This is a genomic window from Mycobacterium sp. FW102-FHT13B02 (assembly GCF_058790275.1).
This window is the reverse complement of sequence record NZ_JBYTCM010000002.1, coordinates 189669-207140: the sequence shown is the minus strand read 5'-3', so window position 1 is coordinate 207140 and position 17472 is coordinate 189669. Positions and strand designations below refer to the sequence as shown.

The window sequence follows — 17472 nt, the reverse complement described above, 5'->3', positions numbered from 1 at the left end:
TCAGGCCAGCGAGTCGATCCAGGCGCGGTGCAGCGCCGCGTATCGCCCATTCTGAGCGACCAGATCGTCGGGGGCACCGTCCTCGACAATGCGCCCGCCGTCGAGGACCAGGACCCGATCCGCGGACTGCACGGTGGAGAGCCGGTGCGCGATCACCAGCGCGGTGCGCCCCGCCAGCACCGTGGCCAGTGCGCGCTGCACGAGGCGCTCGGTCGGGATGTCCAGCGAGGACGTCGCCTCGTCGAGGATCAGCACCTTGGGGTCGGCCAGGAACGCACGGGCGAACGCCACCAGTTGCCGTTGCCCCGCCGACAGCCGGCCGCCGCGATTCGCGACGTCGGTGTCGTAACCGTCGGGCAGCGCGGCGATGAACCGTTCGGCGCCAACAGCTTCCGCGGCCGCGCGAATCTCGGCGTCGGTGGCGTCGGGCCGGCCGAACCGGATGTTGTCGGCGACGCTACCGGCGAACATGAAGTTCTCCTGCGTCACCATCACCACGTGCTGACGCAACTCGGTCTGGGCGATGGACCGCAGGTCAATGCCGTCGAGGGTGACCGTGCCGGTGACCGGGTCGTAGAAGCGGGCGATGAGCTTGGCGATGGTCGTCTTCCCCGCGCCGGTGGCACCCACGAGAGCGACGGTCTGCCCCGCCGGCACCGTCAGATTCAGCTCCGGCAGCACCGGCCGCTGCGCGGTGTAGCCGAAGCTGACACCGTGAAAAGCAATGTCCCCCTTGACCGCCGTGAGGGTGACCGGGTCGGCGGGATCCATGATCGCCGGCTGCTGCCCGAGCACCCCGGCCAGCTTCTCCAGCGCCGAGGCCGCCGACTGGAAGGTGTTGAAGAACTGCGAAATCTCCTGCATCGGTTCGAAGAACATGCGCAGGTACAGCAGGAAGGCCGTCAAGGTGCCGATGGTCATGCGGCCGTGCAGCACCAGGTAGCCGCCGTACAGCAGCACGATGGAGGTGGTGAGGTTGCCGATCAGCTTGACGGTGGGCATGAACACCGCGAGCAGCGTCATGGTGCGTTCGTTGATGGCGCGGTAATCGTCGACGACGTCGTCGAAGATCTGCTGGTTGCGCGGTTCACGCCGGTAGGCCTGCACCGCTTTGATGCCCGTCATGGTTTCGACGAACTGGACGATCACCAGCGCCGCGCGCTCGCGGACCGTGCGGTACGTCTTGGACGATTCGCGTCGGAACCAGGCGGTCAGGAGCACCAGGAGCGGGAAGGCGCCCAGGCACATCAACCCGAGCCGCAGGTCCAGCGTCACCAAGAGCACCGCGGTGCCGCCGAGGGTGAGTACGGCGGTGATGAGGCTGTCGAAACCCGTCGACAGCATGGTCTGGATGGCTTCGATGTCGTTGGTGGACCGGCTCACCACGCGGCCGGACGTGTAGCGGTCGTGGAATGCCACGTCGAGACGCTGGAACTGCCGATACACCCGGCGGCGCAGTTCCAGCAGCACCTTCTGGCCGATGCGGCCCGACCGGTTCAGGAAGAACAGCCGGAAACTGGCCTGCAGCACGACGACGCCGCACAGGGCCGCCACGATCTGCAGCAACTCGCGGGCCGGTCCGCCGTGCAGGATCGGCGGGATGCCGTGGTCGATGCCACGCTGCACCAGCAGCGGAACCGACAGGCGTGCAGCATTTTCCACCACCACGACCAGGCCCAGCAGCAGGACCGCGACGCGGTACGGCTTCAGCAGCGAGCCCAATAGAGCGCGGGCCTCGCGACGCCGAGACACGCTCTCATCGATGGGCAGGTCCAGGGCCGCCTCGACCGTCCGGCCGCGCCAATCATTGATGCTCATCGGTGTTCTCTGCTCTTCGCGCAAGCGCTCATCGCCGGCGCACCTCTTCGGCCTCATCCGTCTGCTCCAGATAGAGCTGCTCGAGGCGTTCACGCTCGGCGTCCTGCTCCCAGTCACAGCTGCGTTCGGCGCCGTCGTCGAGCTCATCGTCGGCGGACAGCAGATACCGGTATTCGGGCGCCTGCGCCAGCAACTCGGCGTGCGTGCCGATGCGGGTGATGGTGCCGTCGTGCAGGAGCGCCACCCGATCGGCCAGCAGCACAGTCGACGCCCGATGCGCCACCACGATGCCGGTGACCGCCCTCAGCACGCGTCGCAGCGCGACGGTGACCTCGGCCTCGGTGTGCATGTCCAGGGCCGACAGGGTGTCGTCGAGCACCAGCAGCGACGGCGCGGCGAGAATGGCCCGGGCCAGCGAAAGACGTTGCCGCTGACCGCCGGACAAGCTCATACCCTGCTCGCCGATGCGGGTGTCCAGGCCGAACGGCAGGTCGTAGACGAACTGGGCGGCGGCGATGTCGACGGCCGCGCGAATCTCGTCGTCGGTGGCGGGATCGTCGGCGCCTTGTCCTGAAATCGACCGGCCCAGGGTGAGATTCTCGACGACGGACATGGAGAACAGCGTCGGGTCCTCGAAGGCGGTGGCCACCGCGCGGCGCAGGGCAGGCAGCGACAGCTCTCGGATGTCCCGCCCGTCGAGCAGGATGGCGCCCTCGGTGACGTCGTAGAGCCGCGAGAACAGCGCGGCCAGTACCGATTTCCCGGACCCCGTCGCGCCGACCAGCGCCAGCGTCTCACCCGGTTCGACCGTCACCGACACGTGGCGCAGGGCCCAATCGTCGGGCTCGGCGTCCGGGAAGCGGAAGCCGACGTCGCGCAGTTCGAGATGACCGCCGCGCGGCACCGCACGCACCGGACCGTCAGTGATATCCACTGGGGCGTCGAAGATCTCGGCAACGCGGTTGGCGGCGGTCATCGACTCCTGCATCATCGACAACAGGTAGCCCAGCGATGCGATGGGCCAGACCAACGAGAGCATCATGGTGATGAACGCGACCAGCGTGCCCATGGTGACCAGGCCGTGCCCGGCCGCGTACGCACCGAATCCCAGCACCAGGATCAGCGTGAGATTGGGAATGACCTCGAGCAGCGCCCAGAAGCGCGCCGACACCGCCACCTTGCCCACCTCGGCGTCGTACAGGGCCGTCGCCCGCTCGTCGAACCGCTCGTAGACGTAGTCCTCGCGGCCGAACGATTTGATCACCCGCAGGCCCAGCGCCGATTCCTCGACATGCGTTGCGACATGGCCGGATTGGTCCTGCGCCTGCCTCGACAACACCGTGAACTGCCGCTCGAACCGGAAGATCGTGATGGTCACGGGCAGCACCGACGCCAGCACCACCACGCCCATCGGCCAGTACATGGCCAGCAGAATGGCCGTCACCACGACGATCTGAATGGTGTTGAGTACCAGGAACAGCAGGCCGAACCCGAGGAATTGACGAATGGTGCCAAGATCGTTCATCACGCGGGACAGCAGTTGTCCCGATTGCCACTGCCGATGGAACGACATCGGCAGAATCTGCAACCGCGCGTAGAGCTCCTTGCGGATGTCGGCCTCGACACCCATGGTCGCGCGGGCCCCGAGCCAGCGCCGGATGAACCACAGGACCGCCTCGACAAGCCCCAGGGCCAATGCGGCTGAACCGAGCACCCACAGGCCGTGCTGATCCTGGTGCCGGACCGGGCCGTCGATCACGGCCTTGGTCACCAACGGAATCGACACCGTCACGCCCAGGCCGACGAACGCGGTGAGCAGCATGGCGCCCCAACGGCCGCGGTACGGCCCGAGATACGGCAGCAGGCGCAGCAAGTCCGCCGATGCACGCTGACGCCGCGGCACCGGCGCTATGGCCGGAGCCGAATGCAGGGGCTGGGCTACATCAGACACAACAACTTCAATGCTCGCACGTGCCACCGACAATCCCACGGCACGGCGGGCTGACCAGTTCAGATGAAACCCAGATACCCGACGAGTCCGGCCGCAGCCACCACGATCAGCGGGTTGAGCTTGGTGCGCATGAAGATCACGGTGCATACCGCCGTGACGGTGTACGCCCGCCAGTCATGGTCCGCGGCGCGGCTCATGACCAGCGACGCCGCCAGGATGAGGCCCACCGTCAGCGGCGCAAACCCCTTCTCGACCGCACGGCGAAGTTTCGAGCGTTCGGCCTTCTGCCAGATCAGCGTGATGGCGTAGACGAATGTCGCGGCCGGCACCACCATCGCGACCATCGAGATGACGCCGCCGATGATCGCCCCGGGAATGCCGGCGACTTTCAGCCCGGCGCCGTACCCGACCATCGACACGATGAGGATGCTCGGCCCCGGCGCAGTCTGGGAGATCGAGAACAGGTCGGCGAACTGGCTGTTGGTCAGCCAGTGCCTGCCGTTGACGGCGTTGATGTGCATTTCCGGCAGGACCACGTTGCCGCCGCCGATGGACAGCAACGACAGCATGCCGAACAACCCGATGAGCTGAAAATACGTGGAAAGCGCCTCTGAACTCATGCGCGATCCGCCTCCGGCTTCTCGCTGGGCGTCATGCGCGATCCGCCTCCGGTTCCAGCTCCGGCTCCGGCTCCGCGCTGACGCTCATGAAGCCGCTGCGGCGCGCTCCCGCGGCCACGCCCAGATCAGGCTGAGCGGCGCCAGGATGGCCAGCGTCCCCAGCAGCGGAAACCGCATGACGCCATTGAGCACGAAGGCCCCGGCGAACAGCAGGACCGGCACGACGCCCGTCAGGCACTTCTGGCCGGTCTTGAGCACCATCGTCAGGGTCAGGGCCACCGCGGCCGCCGACGCGCCGTGCAGCACGCCCTTGACGGCGGGGACCTCCTTGAACCGGAAGTATATGAACGACAGCACCAGCACGATCACCAGAGGCATGGCGCACAAGCCGAATACCGCCGCCGCAGCACCGAAGAAGCCCCGCATCTTTGTACCGGTGAAGACCGCCATGTTGACCTGATTGGCACCCGGCAGAATGCGGCACATCGTGCTGGCCGAGAGAAACTCGGCGTCCCCGAGCCAGCCCTTCTCCACCACCAGCACCTCGCGCGACCAGGCCGACAGCCCGCCACCGAACGACGCCAGCGCGATGTGGTTGAACGTCAGAACCAACTCGAACAACGAAACCCGTTGGGCCGTCGAGTCGATCTGGTCACTCATGAACCAACTCGGGGTCATGCGGGAAGTCGTCTTCGTGGTGCTGCGAAGAGTCGAGCGGGTCCGGCGGCTCGTAGTGGTGCGAGGTCTCCCAGTCCGACTCGAACACCGCGCTCAGCTGCGCGACGGCCTCCGGATCGTCGACCATGACGCCCAGTTCGCGGCGCAGGTCGAAGGCGCTGCGGTCGATGTTCATCGAGCCCACCAGGGCTTCGTGGTCGTCGACGATGACCAGCTTCGCGTGCACCCGCAGGTTCTTCTGCTTACGCACCTTCGCGCCGAACCGGCGCAGCGTCCGCAGTGACGCGAACGTGTCGAGGATGTCCCAGTCGCTGATGCCGTGCCGGCCACCGCACAGCACATGGACATTCACGCCGCGATCCACCGCCGCCGCGATGTGGTCGAGGATGACGGCGTCGACGTACTTGGGATGCTGGATGCGCAGGTGATGTTGCGCCGTGTCGATGAATTTCGCCATGTGGTACCGCGAATTCGAATTGCTCCAGAGCAGCCCGTGGTACGACGACGGCTCCCAATCGGTGTGCGACCAGTCGGCGTCGAACACCTCGACGATCTGTGCGACATGTTGGGCGTCGGTGGTGATGACGCCGTAGTCGCGGGTGAGGGTGAAGTACTTCTCGCACAGATTGAACGTGGCCACCAGCGCGGCCGTCTCGTCGACCACGATCGACTTCTCGTGCGTCACATAAAACGTCGGATTGGACCACTGCACGTTCACGCCGGCGTCCGAGAACTGTGCGAACGTGTCGTCGTTGGCGCGGTCCCCGCCGGATCGGGCGGGGTTGAGCATGACGCGCACCGCGACGCCCGCTCGGTGCCGCTCGATCACCTCCGCCACGAGGGACGGCTCGGTGAACGTGAATTGTTTGATCAGCAGCGATTTCTGCGCCGATGCGATGAAATCCCGCACCGGCTGCACACCATCATCGGGTTGAACGATGACTCGCGGCGACACAGGCCCCATAAGCGCCGGATGCTAGCACCGAATGGTGGCTGCCAGACGTGCCTCCGTCAATTACGGATGGCCATCGGGCAAGATGAGTCCCATGGATAGCGGAAGCGCCTCTCCCCGCCTGCTCGTAGTCGACGACGACCCGGACGTGCTGGCCTCGCTGGAGCGCGGATTGCGGCTGTCCGGTTTCGAGGTGTCGACCGCGGTCGACGGTGCCGAGGCCCTGCGCAGCGCCACCGAATTCCGGCCGGACGCCATCATTCTGGACATCAACATGCCGGTGCTGGACGGCGTCAGCGTCGTCACCGCACTGCGCGCCATGGACAACGACGTGCCCGTGTGCGTGCTGTCGGCCCGCAGCTCGGTCGACGACCGCGTCGCCGGGCTGGAAGCCGGCGCCGACGACTACCTCGTGAAGCCGTTCGTGCTCGCCGAGTTGGTTGCCCGCGTGAAGGCGCTGTTGCGCCGGCGCGGCGCGACGGCCACGTTCTCGTCCGAGACCATCTCGGTCGGGCCGCTCGAAGTCGACATCCCCGGCCGGCGGGCCCGCGTCAACGGCGCCGATGTCGACCTGACCAAGCGCGAGTTCGACCTGCTGGCCGTGCTGGCCGAGCACAAGACCGCCGTGCTGTCCCGCGCCCAGCTGCTGGAGCTGGTGTGGGGCTACGACTTCGCCGCCGATACCAACGTCGTCGACGTGTTCATCGGCTACCTGCGCCGCAAGCTGGAGGCCAATGGGGCGCCGCGACTGTTGCACACGGTCCGCGGCGTGGGGTTCGTGCTCAGGCAGCAATAGGCAGCAGACGGTGAACACGCTGGCCCGGGTCTTCCGCCGCACTCCATCGCTGCAGTCCCGCGTCGCGTTCGCCACCGGTATCGCCGCGGCCATCGTGGTCGGGATCGTCGGCACCATCGTGTGGATCGGCATCACCAACGACCGCAAGGAACGCCTGGACCGGCGGCTCGACGAAGCGGCGGGGTTCGCCATCCCGTTCCTGCCCCGCGGGCTCGACGAGATCCCGCGGCCGCCGCACGACGAGAACGTCGTCATCACCGCCCGCCGGAACGGCCAGGTCAGTTCGAACTCGAATGTCGTGCTGCCCGAGCTTCCCATCGGCTATGCCGATACCGACGTCAAGGGCGTCCGCTACCGGGTGCGCACGGTGCAGATTCACCTGCCGGACCCGATGTTGGTAGCGGTGGGCGCCACGTACGACGCGACGATCGTCGACACCAATAACCTGCACCGCCGCGTGATCGCGTTGTGCGCGTTCGCCATTGGCGCGGCCGCCGTGGCGGGCTGGGCCCTGGCCGCGTTCGCGGTGCGTCCACTCAAGCGGCTCGCCCAACAGACCCGCGACATCGATCCGGAAGGCGATGCCCCCCACATCGACGTGCGCGGCGCCACCGAGGCCGTCGAAATCGCCGACGCGGTCAAAGGTTTGGTGGACCGGGTGTGGGAGGAGAAGGGCCGGACCAAGGCCGCGCTGGCGTCGGCCCGCGACTTCGCCGCGGTGTCGGCGCACGAGCTGCGCACCCCGCTCACCGCGATGCGCACCAACGTCGAAATCCTTACCACGCTGGATCTTCCGGACGAACAGCGCAAGGAGGTGCTGGGCGACGTCGTCCGTACCCAGTCGCGCATCGAGACCACACTATGGGCGCTCGAGCGGCTGGCCCAGGGCGAGCTCTCCACCGTCGATGACCATGTGCCCGTGGACATCACCGATCTCCTGGACAGAGCCGCGCACGACGCCGTGCGGGTGTATCCCGACCTGGAGGTGTCCCTGGTCCCGGCGCCGACCATCATCATCGTGGGACTTCCTGCCGGACTGCGGCTTTCGGTGGACAACGCGATCGCCAACGCGGTGAAGCACGGCGGCGCGTCGAGAGTTCAGCTGTCGGCGGTCAGTTCGCGCGCCGGAGTCGAGATCGCCATCGACGACGACGGCTGCGGCGTCCCCGAAGAGGAACGACTGAAGGTGTTCGGCCGGTTCAGCCGCGGTTCCACGGCGTCGCACTCAGGCTCGGGGCTGGGCCTGGCTCTCGTCGCCCAGCAGGCCGAACTACACGGCGGGACGGCGACATTGGAGACCAGCCCCCTCGGTGGGACCCGGCTGCTGCTGCGGCTGCCCGGGCATCGCTAGAGGCTACTTCCAGGCGTTGACCGTACGCTGACGTAACAAAGTTCGAGTAGCGAGCACCTGGACGCACCATCAACACGGGCCGGCGTGATGCCGCGAACAGGACGGAAAGGCCGTGAGTTCAATCGCGCTGGGTATCTGCCGGTGGTTATTGAACTCAGGGACGTCGGACGACCGGAAAAGGTACCTGCGTTCAATCTCTGCTGTCGCACGTGTCTCCTGATTGAAGCCACGTACTTCCCAGACCCAGCTGACTGCGAACTGACGGCGCAAGAGGTCGAGTAGACAAGTGCGAAGATTGACAGTCAACGGGCGTAGCGGCCAATGGGGCATATCGCAGGAGTGCCGAGGCGCCGGCGTGAGGCAAGGGCTCAGCCGAGAGTGATCTCGACCCGGCGGTTCTTCGCCCGTCCGTCCTCGGTGCTGTTGTCGGCGATCGGGTTGGCGGAGCCGGCACCGCGAGCGGTCACCTTCGCGGCCAGGACGCCGTTCGAAACTAGAGCAGCGGCAACAGCTTTGGCGCGGGTGTCGCTGAGTTTGAGGTTGACGGCGTCACTGCCTTGATTGTCGGTGTAGCCGATCACGGTGACCGTACCGTTCGGGCAGCCGCCCTTGATCTTGTCGGCGACCTGGCCCAGCACCCGGCGGGACTCCCCCGTCATCTGCGAGCCGCCGGTGTCGAAACTGATCGGGCTACGCATCAGCTCCGTGACGTCGGCCTGCACCTTCGCACAGGGGCCGCCGGCCGGGGCGGGTGCCGGTGCGGGCACAGGCGCGGATGCCGACGACGGCGCCGGGGCCGGCGGCGCGACCGGGCCACCGGGCGCGGGAATCTGAATGTTGTTGGCGAGCTTCGCGCCGGGGAAGGACAGCGCCGCCGCGCTCTGCACCTCGCCCGCGACATCGAGGTTCGGGGCCGTCCCCATCAGCGTGATGGTGGCGCCGTCGATGGACAAACCGAAATCCGAGATGGGATCGGCGGCCGACAGGACGTTGCCGACAACCGACATGTCCGGGGTTCCGGCGCCGTCAACCACAGTGGTCTTGTCGTCGAGAGTGGCGCTGCGCCACTGGGCCTTCACCGCGTCGGCCAGTTCGGACTTCGACCGCGTGTTGGCGAGGTTGCCGGTCAGGGTGACGGTGTTGCCGTCACGCGTCAACGCGAAGGGTGCCGACGTCAGCTCGGGCTGCGCCGGAACCGGCGCCGCGGAGACCGCTATCGAACTCGGGGCCTGGTGCTCATCGGAGCTGCCGAATACCACCCAGCTGACGGCCGCGACGACGGCTACCACGACAGCCACTGCAGCGACCTGGCCGCGTGTGCCGAGGCGACGAACGCTGCCGGACGGCTCGGTGACGTCAGCTGTGTCCGGCATGCACAACCCTCCCTGAAAACAAGTTCGAGCCTAGAGCCCGGCAGCTGTGGGGACGGCACGTTGCCGCCATGACACGCCACAACCGCCGGACCCTAAGCCCGACAGCACGTCGATCAGGTCAGCGGACACCGACGAGGTCGATGACGAAGATGAGCGTCTTGCCGGACAGGCGGTGCCCACCACCGGCGGGGCCGTATGCCTGTGCGGGCGGGATGGTCAGCTTGCGCCGGCCGCCCACGCGCATCCCGGGGATGCCGTCCTGCCAGCCCTGGATCAGGCCGCGCAGGGGGAATTCGATGGTCTCGCCGCGGTTCCAGGAGCTGTCGAACTCCTCACCGGTGTCGTACTCGACGCCGACGTAGTGGACCGTGACGTTGCCGCCGGGCACCGCCTCGGCGCCGTCGCCGACGATGACGTCCTCGATCACCAGCGAGTCAGGTGCCGGGCCGTCCGGGAATTCGATCTCAGGTTTGGTGTTAGCCACGGGGACCACCGTAGTCGGGCACCTGCTGCAGGTGGACAGGAACCGTGTCCCTAGTGGCGACGCAGTCGGCTCAACAGGTCGCGCAGCGTGGCCAGCTCGTCGGCGTCCAACGTGGCAAAGACCGGCGGGGCCGGATCGTCGATCTGGCGGATACCGCGTGTCACGGCGGCTCCGGCGTCGGTGAGCGACACCAGTTTGCATCGTCGATTGTCCGGATCCGGCTGGCGCACAACCAGTCCGCGTTCTTCCAGATCGTTGATGGCGACGGTGGCGGCCGGGGCATCCATGGCGGTCGCGGCGGCGATTTCCTTCGCCGTCATGGCCTTGGCTTCCAACCGGCGCAGAATCCGGGCGCGGCTGAACGGCAACCCGGACCGCTCGACCACCGCACGTTTCCAGCTGTCGCGGTTCTCGACCACGACGGCGGCCATGGTCTGCCAGACCTCGTCAGCCAGCGAATCAGTGGACATGGGCCGGCTCCGGGGCGGGGGTACCTTCGATCAGCGGAGCCAGCCGCTCAGCCGAGCGCAAGGCCCGCTGCGAGGTCGAAACCAGGCCGAGCGCGACGATCGCCAGACCCACGCCGAAGCACATCCACCACAGCGGCCGGGCCTGAGTGCCGAAGTCCGCGGCACCGGACAGTGCGGCGCCGGCAATCGAACCGCACAGTGCCACACCGATACTGACGCCCACTTGCCGGCTGGTAGACGTTACGGCCGCCGCAGCGCCGGCACGATCTACCGGCATACCGCTGACCGCCGCGTTGGTGATGGGTGCGTTGACCATGGCGAACCCCATGCCGTACACCGTGAAGATCAGCACCACGTGCCACATCGGCGTGGTGCCGGTCAGCGTCGTCAGCAGGAGAGCAGCCGCTGCCATCAAAACGCCCGCGGTCAGCAGGGACGGACGCGCACCGTAGCGTCCGACGATCCGTCCGGACAGCGGCGAAAAGATCAGGGCGCCAACGGCTATCGGGAGATAGATCAGGCCGGTGTGGATGGCCGAGTAGTGCCGTTCGGTCTGCAGGTAGAACGACATCATGAACAGGAACGCACCCCAGCCGGTGAACGCCAGGATCGCGGTGACCGTAGCGGAGGCGAACGGGATGCTGCGGAAGAAACGCAGGTCGATGAACGGGTCGTGGCGGCGCCGTTCGTAGCGTAGGAAGGCGACGAGTGCGACCGCCGCCAGCACGGCGATCGACACGGTACGGGCACTGGTCCAGCCCATGCCCGGCCCTTCGATCAGGGTGAACACCAGGCTGAACAGGAACAACACTGCCAGCCCTTGGCCGACCGGATCGATATTGCGCATGGTGGCCGATTTGCTCTCCGGGACGAAGATGGCAGTCAGCACGATGGCCGTCAGGCAGATCGGCAGATTGATCCAGAACACCGCACGCCAACCGACGGTCTGGATCAGCAGGCCGCCGACGGTGGGCCCCAGCGCCATCGAGATGCCGACCACTGCGCCCCACAATCCGAGCGCCCGGGCCCGCTCCACCCTGCCGGTGAAGACCTGCGAAATAATCGACAGCGCAACGGGATTCAGCATCGAGCCGCCGATACCCTGGAGGAGACGGGCGCCGATCAACGCGTCCGCGGTCGGCGCCAGGCTGCACAACAGCGAACCGAATGCGAAGACCGTCAGGCCGATCTGGAATACCCGACGACGGCCGAACCGGTCGCCGGTCGCGCCCGAGAGCATCAACAGCGAGGCCAGCACCAGGGTGTAGACGTCGACGACCCACTGCATCTGGGCGGGCGACGCACCGAAGTCGGCACGGATCGACGGGATCGCGACGTTCACGATGGTGGCATCCATCGACACGATCAGCAGACTCAGGCAACAGGAGATCAGGATGATCGTCTTGCGCCGTGAGTCGAGCGCGCCGATGGTTGTATTCACACAACTATTGTGAAACCACAACTGTTGCTGATGCAACATCGGGGCACAGTGACATGGGCGACATGAGCGGGAACTGGCCGCTCGCCGCCCGCGAGCGAGCCCGAAATGCGCACGAAAAACGGCGTGTCGCCGGGCAAACACGCACGCCCGCGGAAAAGAGACGGCCCCTGGCGCGAAGTGCGCGAGGGGCCGTGTCCGTGAACAGACTCTCTAGTGGGCGGGGTAGTCCCGCTCGGTGTAGCCGGTGTAGATCTGGCGCGGGCGGCCGATCTTGGTGCTCGGGTCGGCGCTCATCTCGCGCCAGTGCGCGATCCAGCCCGGCAGGCGACCGAGAGCGAAGAGCACGGTGAACATGCGGGTCGGGAAGCCCATGGCCCGGTAGATCACGCCGGTGTAGTAGTCGACGTTCGGGTACAGCTTGCGCTCGACGAAGAAGTCGTCGGTGAGGGCGATCTCCTCCAGCGACTTGGCGATGTCCAGCAGTTCGTCGTCGCCGCCGAGCTTGCCGAGGATCTTGTCGGCCTGCTCCTTGACGATGCGCGCCCGCGGGTCGTAGTTCTTGTAGACCCGGTGACCGAAGCCCATGAGCTTCACGCCGTCTTCGCGGTTCTTGACCTTCTTGACGAAGTCGCGGACGTCACCGTGCTCGGTGCGGATCTTCTCGAGCATCTCCAGCACGGCCTGGTTCGCGCCGCCGTGCAGCGGGCCCCACAGCGCGTTGATGCCACCGGAGATCGAGGTGAACAGGTTGGCCTGCGACGAGCCGACCAGACGCACCGTCGACGTCGAGCAGTTCTGCTCGTGGTCCGCGTGCAGGATGAACAGCATGTCCAGGGCGCGGACCAGCTCCGGGTCCACCTGGTACGGCTCCGCCGGCAGGCCGAACGTCATCCGCAGGAAGTTCTCGACCAGGTTCAGCGAGTTGTCCGGGTACAGGAACGGCTGACCGACCGACTTCTTGTAGGCGTAGGCCGCGATGGTCGGCAGCTTGGCCAGCAGGCGGATGGTCGACAGCTCGACCTGCTCGGGATCCTTGGGATCGAGCGAGTCCTGGTAGTAGGCGCTCAGCGCGTTGGCCGCCGACGACAGCACCGGCATCGGGTGAGCGTTGCGCGGGAAGCCGTCGAAGAACCGCTTGAGGTCCTCGTGCAGCAACGTGTGCCGCTGAATCTTGTTGGTGAACGCTTCCAGCTCGGAAGCCGTCGGCAGCTCCCCATAGATCAGCAGGTAGCTGACCTCGATGAAATTCGACTTCTCGGCGAGCTGCTCGATCGGGTACCCGCGGTAGCGCAGGATGCCGGCGTCACCGTCGATGTACGTGATGGCGCTCTTGGTGGCCGAGGTATTGACGAAACCACCGTCGTACGTGGTGTAGCCGGTCTTGGCCAGCAGCGAGCCGAGCTCGATGCCGTCCGACCCCTCGGTGGCATTCACGATCTTCAGATCGATCTCGCCCCCGGGATACCGGAGGTTGGCTACGTCGTCAGAGCTGGAGGTGTCGGCCACTAGAACCCCTTTTGCGGTGTCGACCTTTTGCGGTGTCGGCAGGTGAAACGTCCGGGACTAGACGGTAGTCGTTAAGAGAACTATGTGCTTGATCGGGTCGTGCTAACCCCGTTGCCGAATATCAGGTGCGCGCCACCCGGTAGCGCACGAACGCGGGTACCACCAGGACCGACACGACGACACCGACCACCACCAGCGCTCCGCCGCCCGTCGCAGCCACCGTCGTACCCACCACCGCGGCCGCCGCACCGTGCACCGCGTCAGCAATCCGAGGGCCGCCTGCGACCACGACGGTGAAAACGCCCTGCAAACGGCCGCGCACCTCGTCGGAGGCCGCTTCCTGCAGGATCGTGCTCCGGAACGCTGCCGAGACCATGTCCGCCGCACCGCCGACGGCCAACAGCGCCAGCGCGATCCAGAGGAATCCGTCGTCGGGCCGGCCCGTGGCCTGGCCGACCGCGAGCCCGAAACCGGCCATGGCCGCGCCCCACACCACGATCGAGACCACCACCGCCAAACCCTGCCTGCGGACCCGGGGCAGCCACCCCGAAAACACCCCGCCGGCGACCGCGCCGACGGCCATGGCGGCCGACAACAGCGCCATCGCGGTCCCGCCCGCGACCGGTCCGCCGAAGTTCTCGTGGGCCATCTGCGGAAACAGCGCCCGCGGCATGCCGAAGATCATCGCGATGAGGTCGACCACAAAAGACATGAGGACGACCCCGTTGCCCGACAGGTGCCGAAAGCCGTCCAGTACGGCCGCGAAGCCCCAGCGTGAGGTGTCGTCGTCGACCGAATACTCGGGCGGCATCGGGGTGAGCCGAAAAGTCGCCCAGATCGGCACGATCGTGGTGAGGGCGTCGATGAAGTACAGCGTCGACAGGTCCACCCACCGCAGCAGCACGCCGGCGAGCAGCGGGCCGATGATCGCGCCGGCCTGGAACACCGTCATGTTCAGCGAGTTGGCGGCGGGCAGCTGTTCGGCGGGCAGCATCCGCGGGATGGCGGCCGAGCGGGTCGGCGAGTTGATCGCGTAGAACGCCTGCTGTACCGATAGCAGGCACAGCACCAGCCAGACGTTGTTGAGGCCGGCGGCGGCCTGCACCCACAACAGCACCGACGCCACGGCCAGCCCGCAGGACGCGATGATCAGCAGCAGCCGGCGGTCCATCGCGTCGGCCCAGGCCCCGCCCCACAGGCCGAACACGATCAGCGGCACGACACTGAACACGCCCGCCAAACCGACGTACGCCGAGTTCTCCGTCAACGCGTACAGCTGGACCGGCACCGCGAAGATGGTCAGGTTGGCGCCGACGACCGTGACGACGCTGGACCCCCAGAGCCGACGGTAATCCGGGTTGCGCAGCGGTGTGGTGTCGGCGATCAGACCTCTCATCGGAGGGCGAGCGAAGCGACGGGACAGGTCATCGGAGGGCGAGCGAAGTGACGGGACAGGTCATCGGATGGCGAGCGAAGCGACGGGAAGGGTCACGGCTGGAGCCGTTCGATGCGGTCGCCGGTGATACGGATCCGGTTGTGCACCCGGCTCTCCCGGCCCTGCCAGAACTCGATCACTTCCGGGGCGAGCAGGTACCCGCCCCAATTCGGCGGCACCGGCACCTCGGGCACGTCGGCGAATCGCTCGGTCACGTCACGCAACTGTTCCAGCAGCGCCGCCCGCGAGGCAATCGATTTTGACTGGTGTGATGCCCACGCACCCAGCTGCGAACCGCGCGGCCGCGTGGACCAGTACTCAGCCGTGTGCTCCGCGTCGACCTTGGTCACCGCGCCGCGGATGTGGATCTGCCGGCCCACCAGGTACCACGGGAAGGTCGCCGACGCATAGGGCACGGCGGCCAGCTGCTCGCCCTTATCGGAGTCGTAGTTGGTGTAGAAGGAGATGCCGGTCTCTTCGATGGACTTGCACAGCACCGAGCGGGTGACCGGATGGCCCTGCGCATCGACGGTGCCCAGCACCATCGCGTTGGGTTCGGCGACCCCGGCCTGCACGGCGTCGGCCATCCAGTCGCGGAACAACGCCAACCAGCCCCGGTCCAGCCAGTCGACGTCGAGGTCGACACTGCCGTCCTTCTCTGTCGAGCCGTATTCGACCCGCATCCGGGCCAGATGATGTGCCGACTGTTCCACGTGATCGGATGCCATGCTCGGCGACGGTACGCCCATGCGGTGACACAATGCAGACATGGCGTCAGAAGCACCCGCGGACCATGCGGTATTCGTCTCGGCGGCAACAGCTTTCGCGGACCTGGTGACACACATCCCAGCCACGGCCTGGGCCGGTCCCGGGATCGGAGACTGGGACCTGCGGTCCCTGGTCGGGCACACCTCTCGGTCCCTCATCACCGTCAGTAGCTACCTGCGTACGCCCGCCGACCGCGAGGACGTGACCGGACCGGCGCACTACTACGCGCTGCTCCGCAGCTACGCCTCCAACAGCCCGGACATCGTTGAGCGCGGCCGTGAAGCCGGGCGCAATCTGGGGCCGGATCCCTCGGCCAAGGTCGCCGACTTGCTGCGCCAGGTGCGCAGCGATCTGGACGGGGCAGGAGATCCGCTGATCGCCGTGATCGGCGGTCTGGGCATCCGGCTGAGCAATTACCTTCCGACGCGCGTGTTCGAGTTGACGGTGCACAGCCTGGACATCGCGCGGGCCACCGGTATGGACATCACCCTGCCCGACCAGGCACTGCGGGACGCCACAGTGCTCGCCGCGCAGATCGCGGCGCTGACCGGTCAGGCCGCAGCGGTGCTTTCGGCGCTCACCGGACGCGGTGGTCTACCGGCCGGTTTCTCCGTGGTCTGAGCGTTTGTTACCGGCCGGTAGGTCCGCGCCCATCGGCTAATGGAACAATTTCGGCATGACCGAGGCAATGTCAGTGTCGACGCCGCAGATCCCCGAGAACTTCGTCGCCGGTTTGGAAGGTGTCGTGGCCTTCACGACCGAGATCGCCGAGCCGGACAAGGACGGCGGGGCGCTGCGCTACCGCGGCGTCGACATCGAGGACCTGGTGAGCCACCGCGTCACATTCGGTGACGTCTGGGCCCTGCTGGTGGACGGCGAATTCGGCCGGGGCCTACCCGCCGCCGAACCGTTCCCGCTGCATGTGCATTCGGGCGACGTCCGCGTGGACGTCCAGGCCGCTCTGCCCACGCTGGCGCCGATGTGGGGCTTCCAGCCGCTGCTCGACATCGACGACGACACTGCCCGCGACCAACTGGCGAAGACGTCGGTGACCGCGCTGTCATTCGTCGCGCAGTCGGCCCGCGGCATCTACCAGCCCGCGGTGCCGCAGCGCATCGTCGACGAATGCCCGACTGTCACAGCACGTTTCATGACCCGTTGGCAGGGCGAGCCGGACCCGCGGCACATCGAGGCCATCGACGCCTACTGGGTGAGCGCCGCCGAGCACGGCATGAACGCGTCGACGTTCACCGCGCGCGTCATCGCCTCGACCGGAGCCGACGTACCCGCGTCGCTGTCCGGCGCCATCGGCGCCATGAGCGGCCCGCTGCACGGCGGCGCCCCGGCCCGCGTGCTGCCGATGATCGAGGAGACCGAGCGCACCGGCGACGCCCGGGGCGTGGTCAAGGGCATCCTGGACCGCAAGGAAAAGCTGATGGGCTTCGGGCACCGCGTGTACCGCGCCGAGGACCCGCGGGCGCGCGTGCTGCGCGCCACGGCCAAGCGCCTGGATGCGCCGCGCTACGAGGCCGCCGCCGCACTGGAGCAGGCCGCCCTGGCCGAGCTGCGTGAGCGCCGGCCGGACCGGGCCATCGAGACCAACGTCGAGTTCTGGGCCGCGGTCATCCTCGACTTCGCCCAGGTGCCCAGCGCGATGATGCCGGCGATGTTCACCTGCGGCCGCACCGCAGGCTGGTGCGCCCACATCCTGGAGCAGAAGCGGCTGGGCAAGCTGGTCCGTCCCGCGGCCATCTACGTCGGCCCGCAGCCGCGGAGCGCGGACTCCGTCGACGGCTGGGACGGCATCGCCCACGCCTGACACTTCGGGC

General features: G+C 67.2%; 16 protein-coding genes. 4 read left to right on the top strand and 12 right to left on the bottom strand.

The window, feature by feature from the left end; genetic code table 11:
- From AC3WTE_RS03900 to AC3WTE_RS03880, 5 genes are all read right to left on the bottom strand, one after another.
- A complete protein-coding gene (locus AC3WTE_RS03900; RefSeq protein WP_492435801.1) occupies window positions 1–1818 on the bottom strand; it encodes an ABC transporter ATP-binding protein in 1818 nt (605 codons plus the stop codon).
- A 28-nt stretch (window positions 1819–1846) separates the two neighbouring features.
- Complete coding sequence (locus AC3WTE_RS03895; protein WP_492435800.1) at window positions 1847–3769, bottom strand: ABC transporter ATP-binding protein; 1923 nt, start codon at window positions 3767–3769, stop codon at window positions 1847–1849.
- A gap of 59 nt (window positions 3770–3828) precedes the next feature.
- A complete protein-coding gene (locus tag AC3WTE_RS03890) occupies window positions 3829–4389 on the bottom strand; it encodes a chromate transporter (RefSeq protein ID WP_492435798.1) in 561 nt (186 codons plus the stop codon).
- An 84-nt stretch (window positions 4390–4473) separates the two neighbouring features.
- Window positions 4474–5049, bottom strand: a complete 576-nt coding sequence (locus AC3WTE_RS03885; protein ID WP_492435796.1) for a chromate transporter — start codon at window positions 5047–5049, stop codon at window positions 4474–4476.
- Window positions 5042–6031, bottom strand: coding sequence for a phospholipase D-like domain-containing protein (locus tag AC3WTE_RS03880; RefSeq protein ID WP_492435794.1), 990 nt, complete (start codon window positions 6029–6031; stop codon window positions 5042–5044). Before AC3WTE_RS03880 ends, AC3WTE_RS03885 begins: the two co-directional genes overlap by 8 nt.
- A 73-nt stretch (window positions 6032–6104) precedes the next feature.
- Here AC3WTE_RS03880 and AC3WTE_RS03875 point away from each other — a divergent pair, with 73 nt between their 5' ends.
- Both AC3WTE_RS03875 and AC3WTE_RS03870 read left to right on the top strand, forming a co-directional pair.
- On the top strand, window positions 6105–6815 hold the full coding sequence (locus tag AC3WTE_RS03875; protein WP_492435793.1) for a response regulator transcription factor: 711 nt from the start codon (window positions 6105–6107) through the stop codon (window positions 6813–6815).
- Between the two features lie 10 nt (window positions 6816–6825).
- Window positions 6826–8166, top strand: a complete 1341-nt coding sequence (locus tag AC3WTE_RS03870) for a sensor histidine kinase (protein ID WP_492435791.1) — start codon at window positions 6826–6828, stop codon at window positions 8164–8166.
- Window positions 8167–8534: 368 nt separating this feature from the next.
- On the opposite strand, the gene arfA is transcribed toward AC3WTE_RS03870, so the two are convergent.
- From arfA to pdxH, 7 genes are all read right to left on the bottom strand, one after another.
- Window positions 8535–9539 carry a channel-forming protein ArfA/OmpATb gene (arfA, locus tag AC3WTE_RS03865; protein ID WP_492435789.1) on the bottom strand — a complete coding sequence of 335 codons (1005 nt, stop codon included), beginning with the start codon at window positions 9537–9539 and terminating at the stop codon, window positions 8535–8537.
- Between the two features lie 118 nt (window positions 9540–9657).
- Entirely contained in the window at window positions 9658–10023 is a 366-nt protein-coding gene (locus AC3WTE_RS03860) for an FKBP-type peptidyl-prolyl cis-trans isomerase (protein ID WP_061005607.1), read from the bottom strand.
- Window positions 10024–10073: 50 nt separating this feature from the next.
- On the bottom strand, window positions 10074–10493 hold the full coding sequence (locus tag AC3WTE_RS03855) for a MarR family transcriptional regulator (protein WP_459368261.1): 420 nt from the start codon (window positions 10491–10493) through the stop codon (window positions 10074–10076).
- The gene (locus AC3WTE_RS03850; RefSeq protein ID WP_492435787.1) at window positions 10483–11934 is read right to left on the bottom strand and encodes an MFS transporter; all 1452 of its coding nucleotides are present in this window, start codon (window positions 11932–11934) and stop codon (window positions 10483–10485) included. Before AC3WTE_RS03850 ends, AC3WTE_RS03855 begins: the two co-directional genes overlap by 11 nt.
- 210 nt (window positions 11935–12144) lie before the next feature.
- Complete coding sequence (locus AC3WTE_RS03845; protein ID WP_455982127.1) at window positions 12145–13440, bottom strand: citrate synthase; 1296 nt, start codon at window positions 13438–13440, stop codon at window positions 12145–12147.
- A 121-nt stretch (window positions 13441–13561) separates the two neighbouring features.
- Window positions 13562–14836: an MFS transporter gene (locus AC3WTE_RS03840; RefSeq protein ID WP_492435785.1), complete on the bottom strand. Its 1275-nt coding sequence runs from the start codon at window positions 14834–14836 to the stop codon at window positions 13562–13564.
- A 92-nt stretch (window positions 14837–14928) separates the two neighbouring features.
- A complete protein-coding gene (pdxH, locus tag AC3WTE_RS03835; RefSeq protein ID WP_492435783.1) occupies window positions 14929–15603 on the bottom strand; it encodes a pyridoxamine 5'-phosphate oxidase in 675 nt (224 codons plus the stop codon).
- A gap of 40 nt (window positions 15604–15643) precedes the next feature.
- Here pdxH and AC3WTE_RS03830 point away from each other — a divergent pair, with 40 nt between their 5' ends.
- Together AC3WTE_RS03830 and AC3WTE_RS03825 are read left to right on the top strand one after the other, a co-directional pair.
- On the top strand, window positions 15644–16264 hold the full coding sequence (locus AC3WTE_RS03830) for a maleylpyruvate isomerase N-terminal domain-containing protein (protein WP_492435782.1): 621 nt from the start codon (window positions 15644–15646) through the stop codon (window positions 16262–16264).
- A 67-nt stretch (window positions 16265–16331) separates the two neighbouring features.
- Complete coding sequence (locus AC3WTE_RS03825; RefSeq protein WP_492436276.1) at window positions 16332–17462, top strand: citrate synthase 2; 1131 nt, start codon at window positions 16332–16334, stop codon at window positions 17460–17462.
- The last annotated feature ends 10 nt before the right edge of the window (window positions 17463–17472 follow it).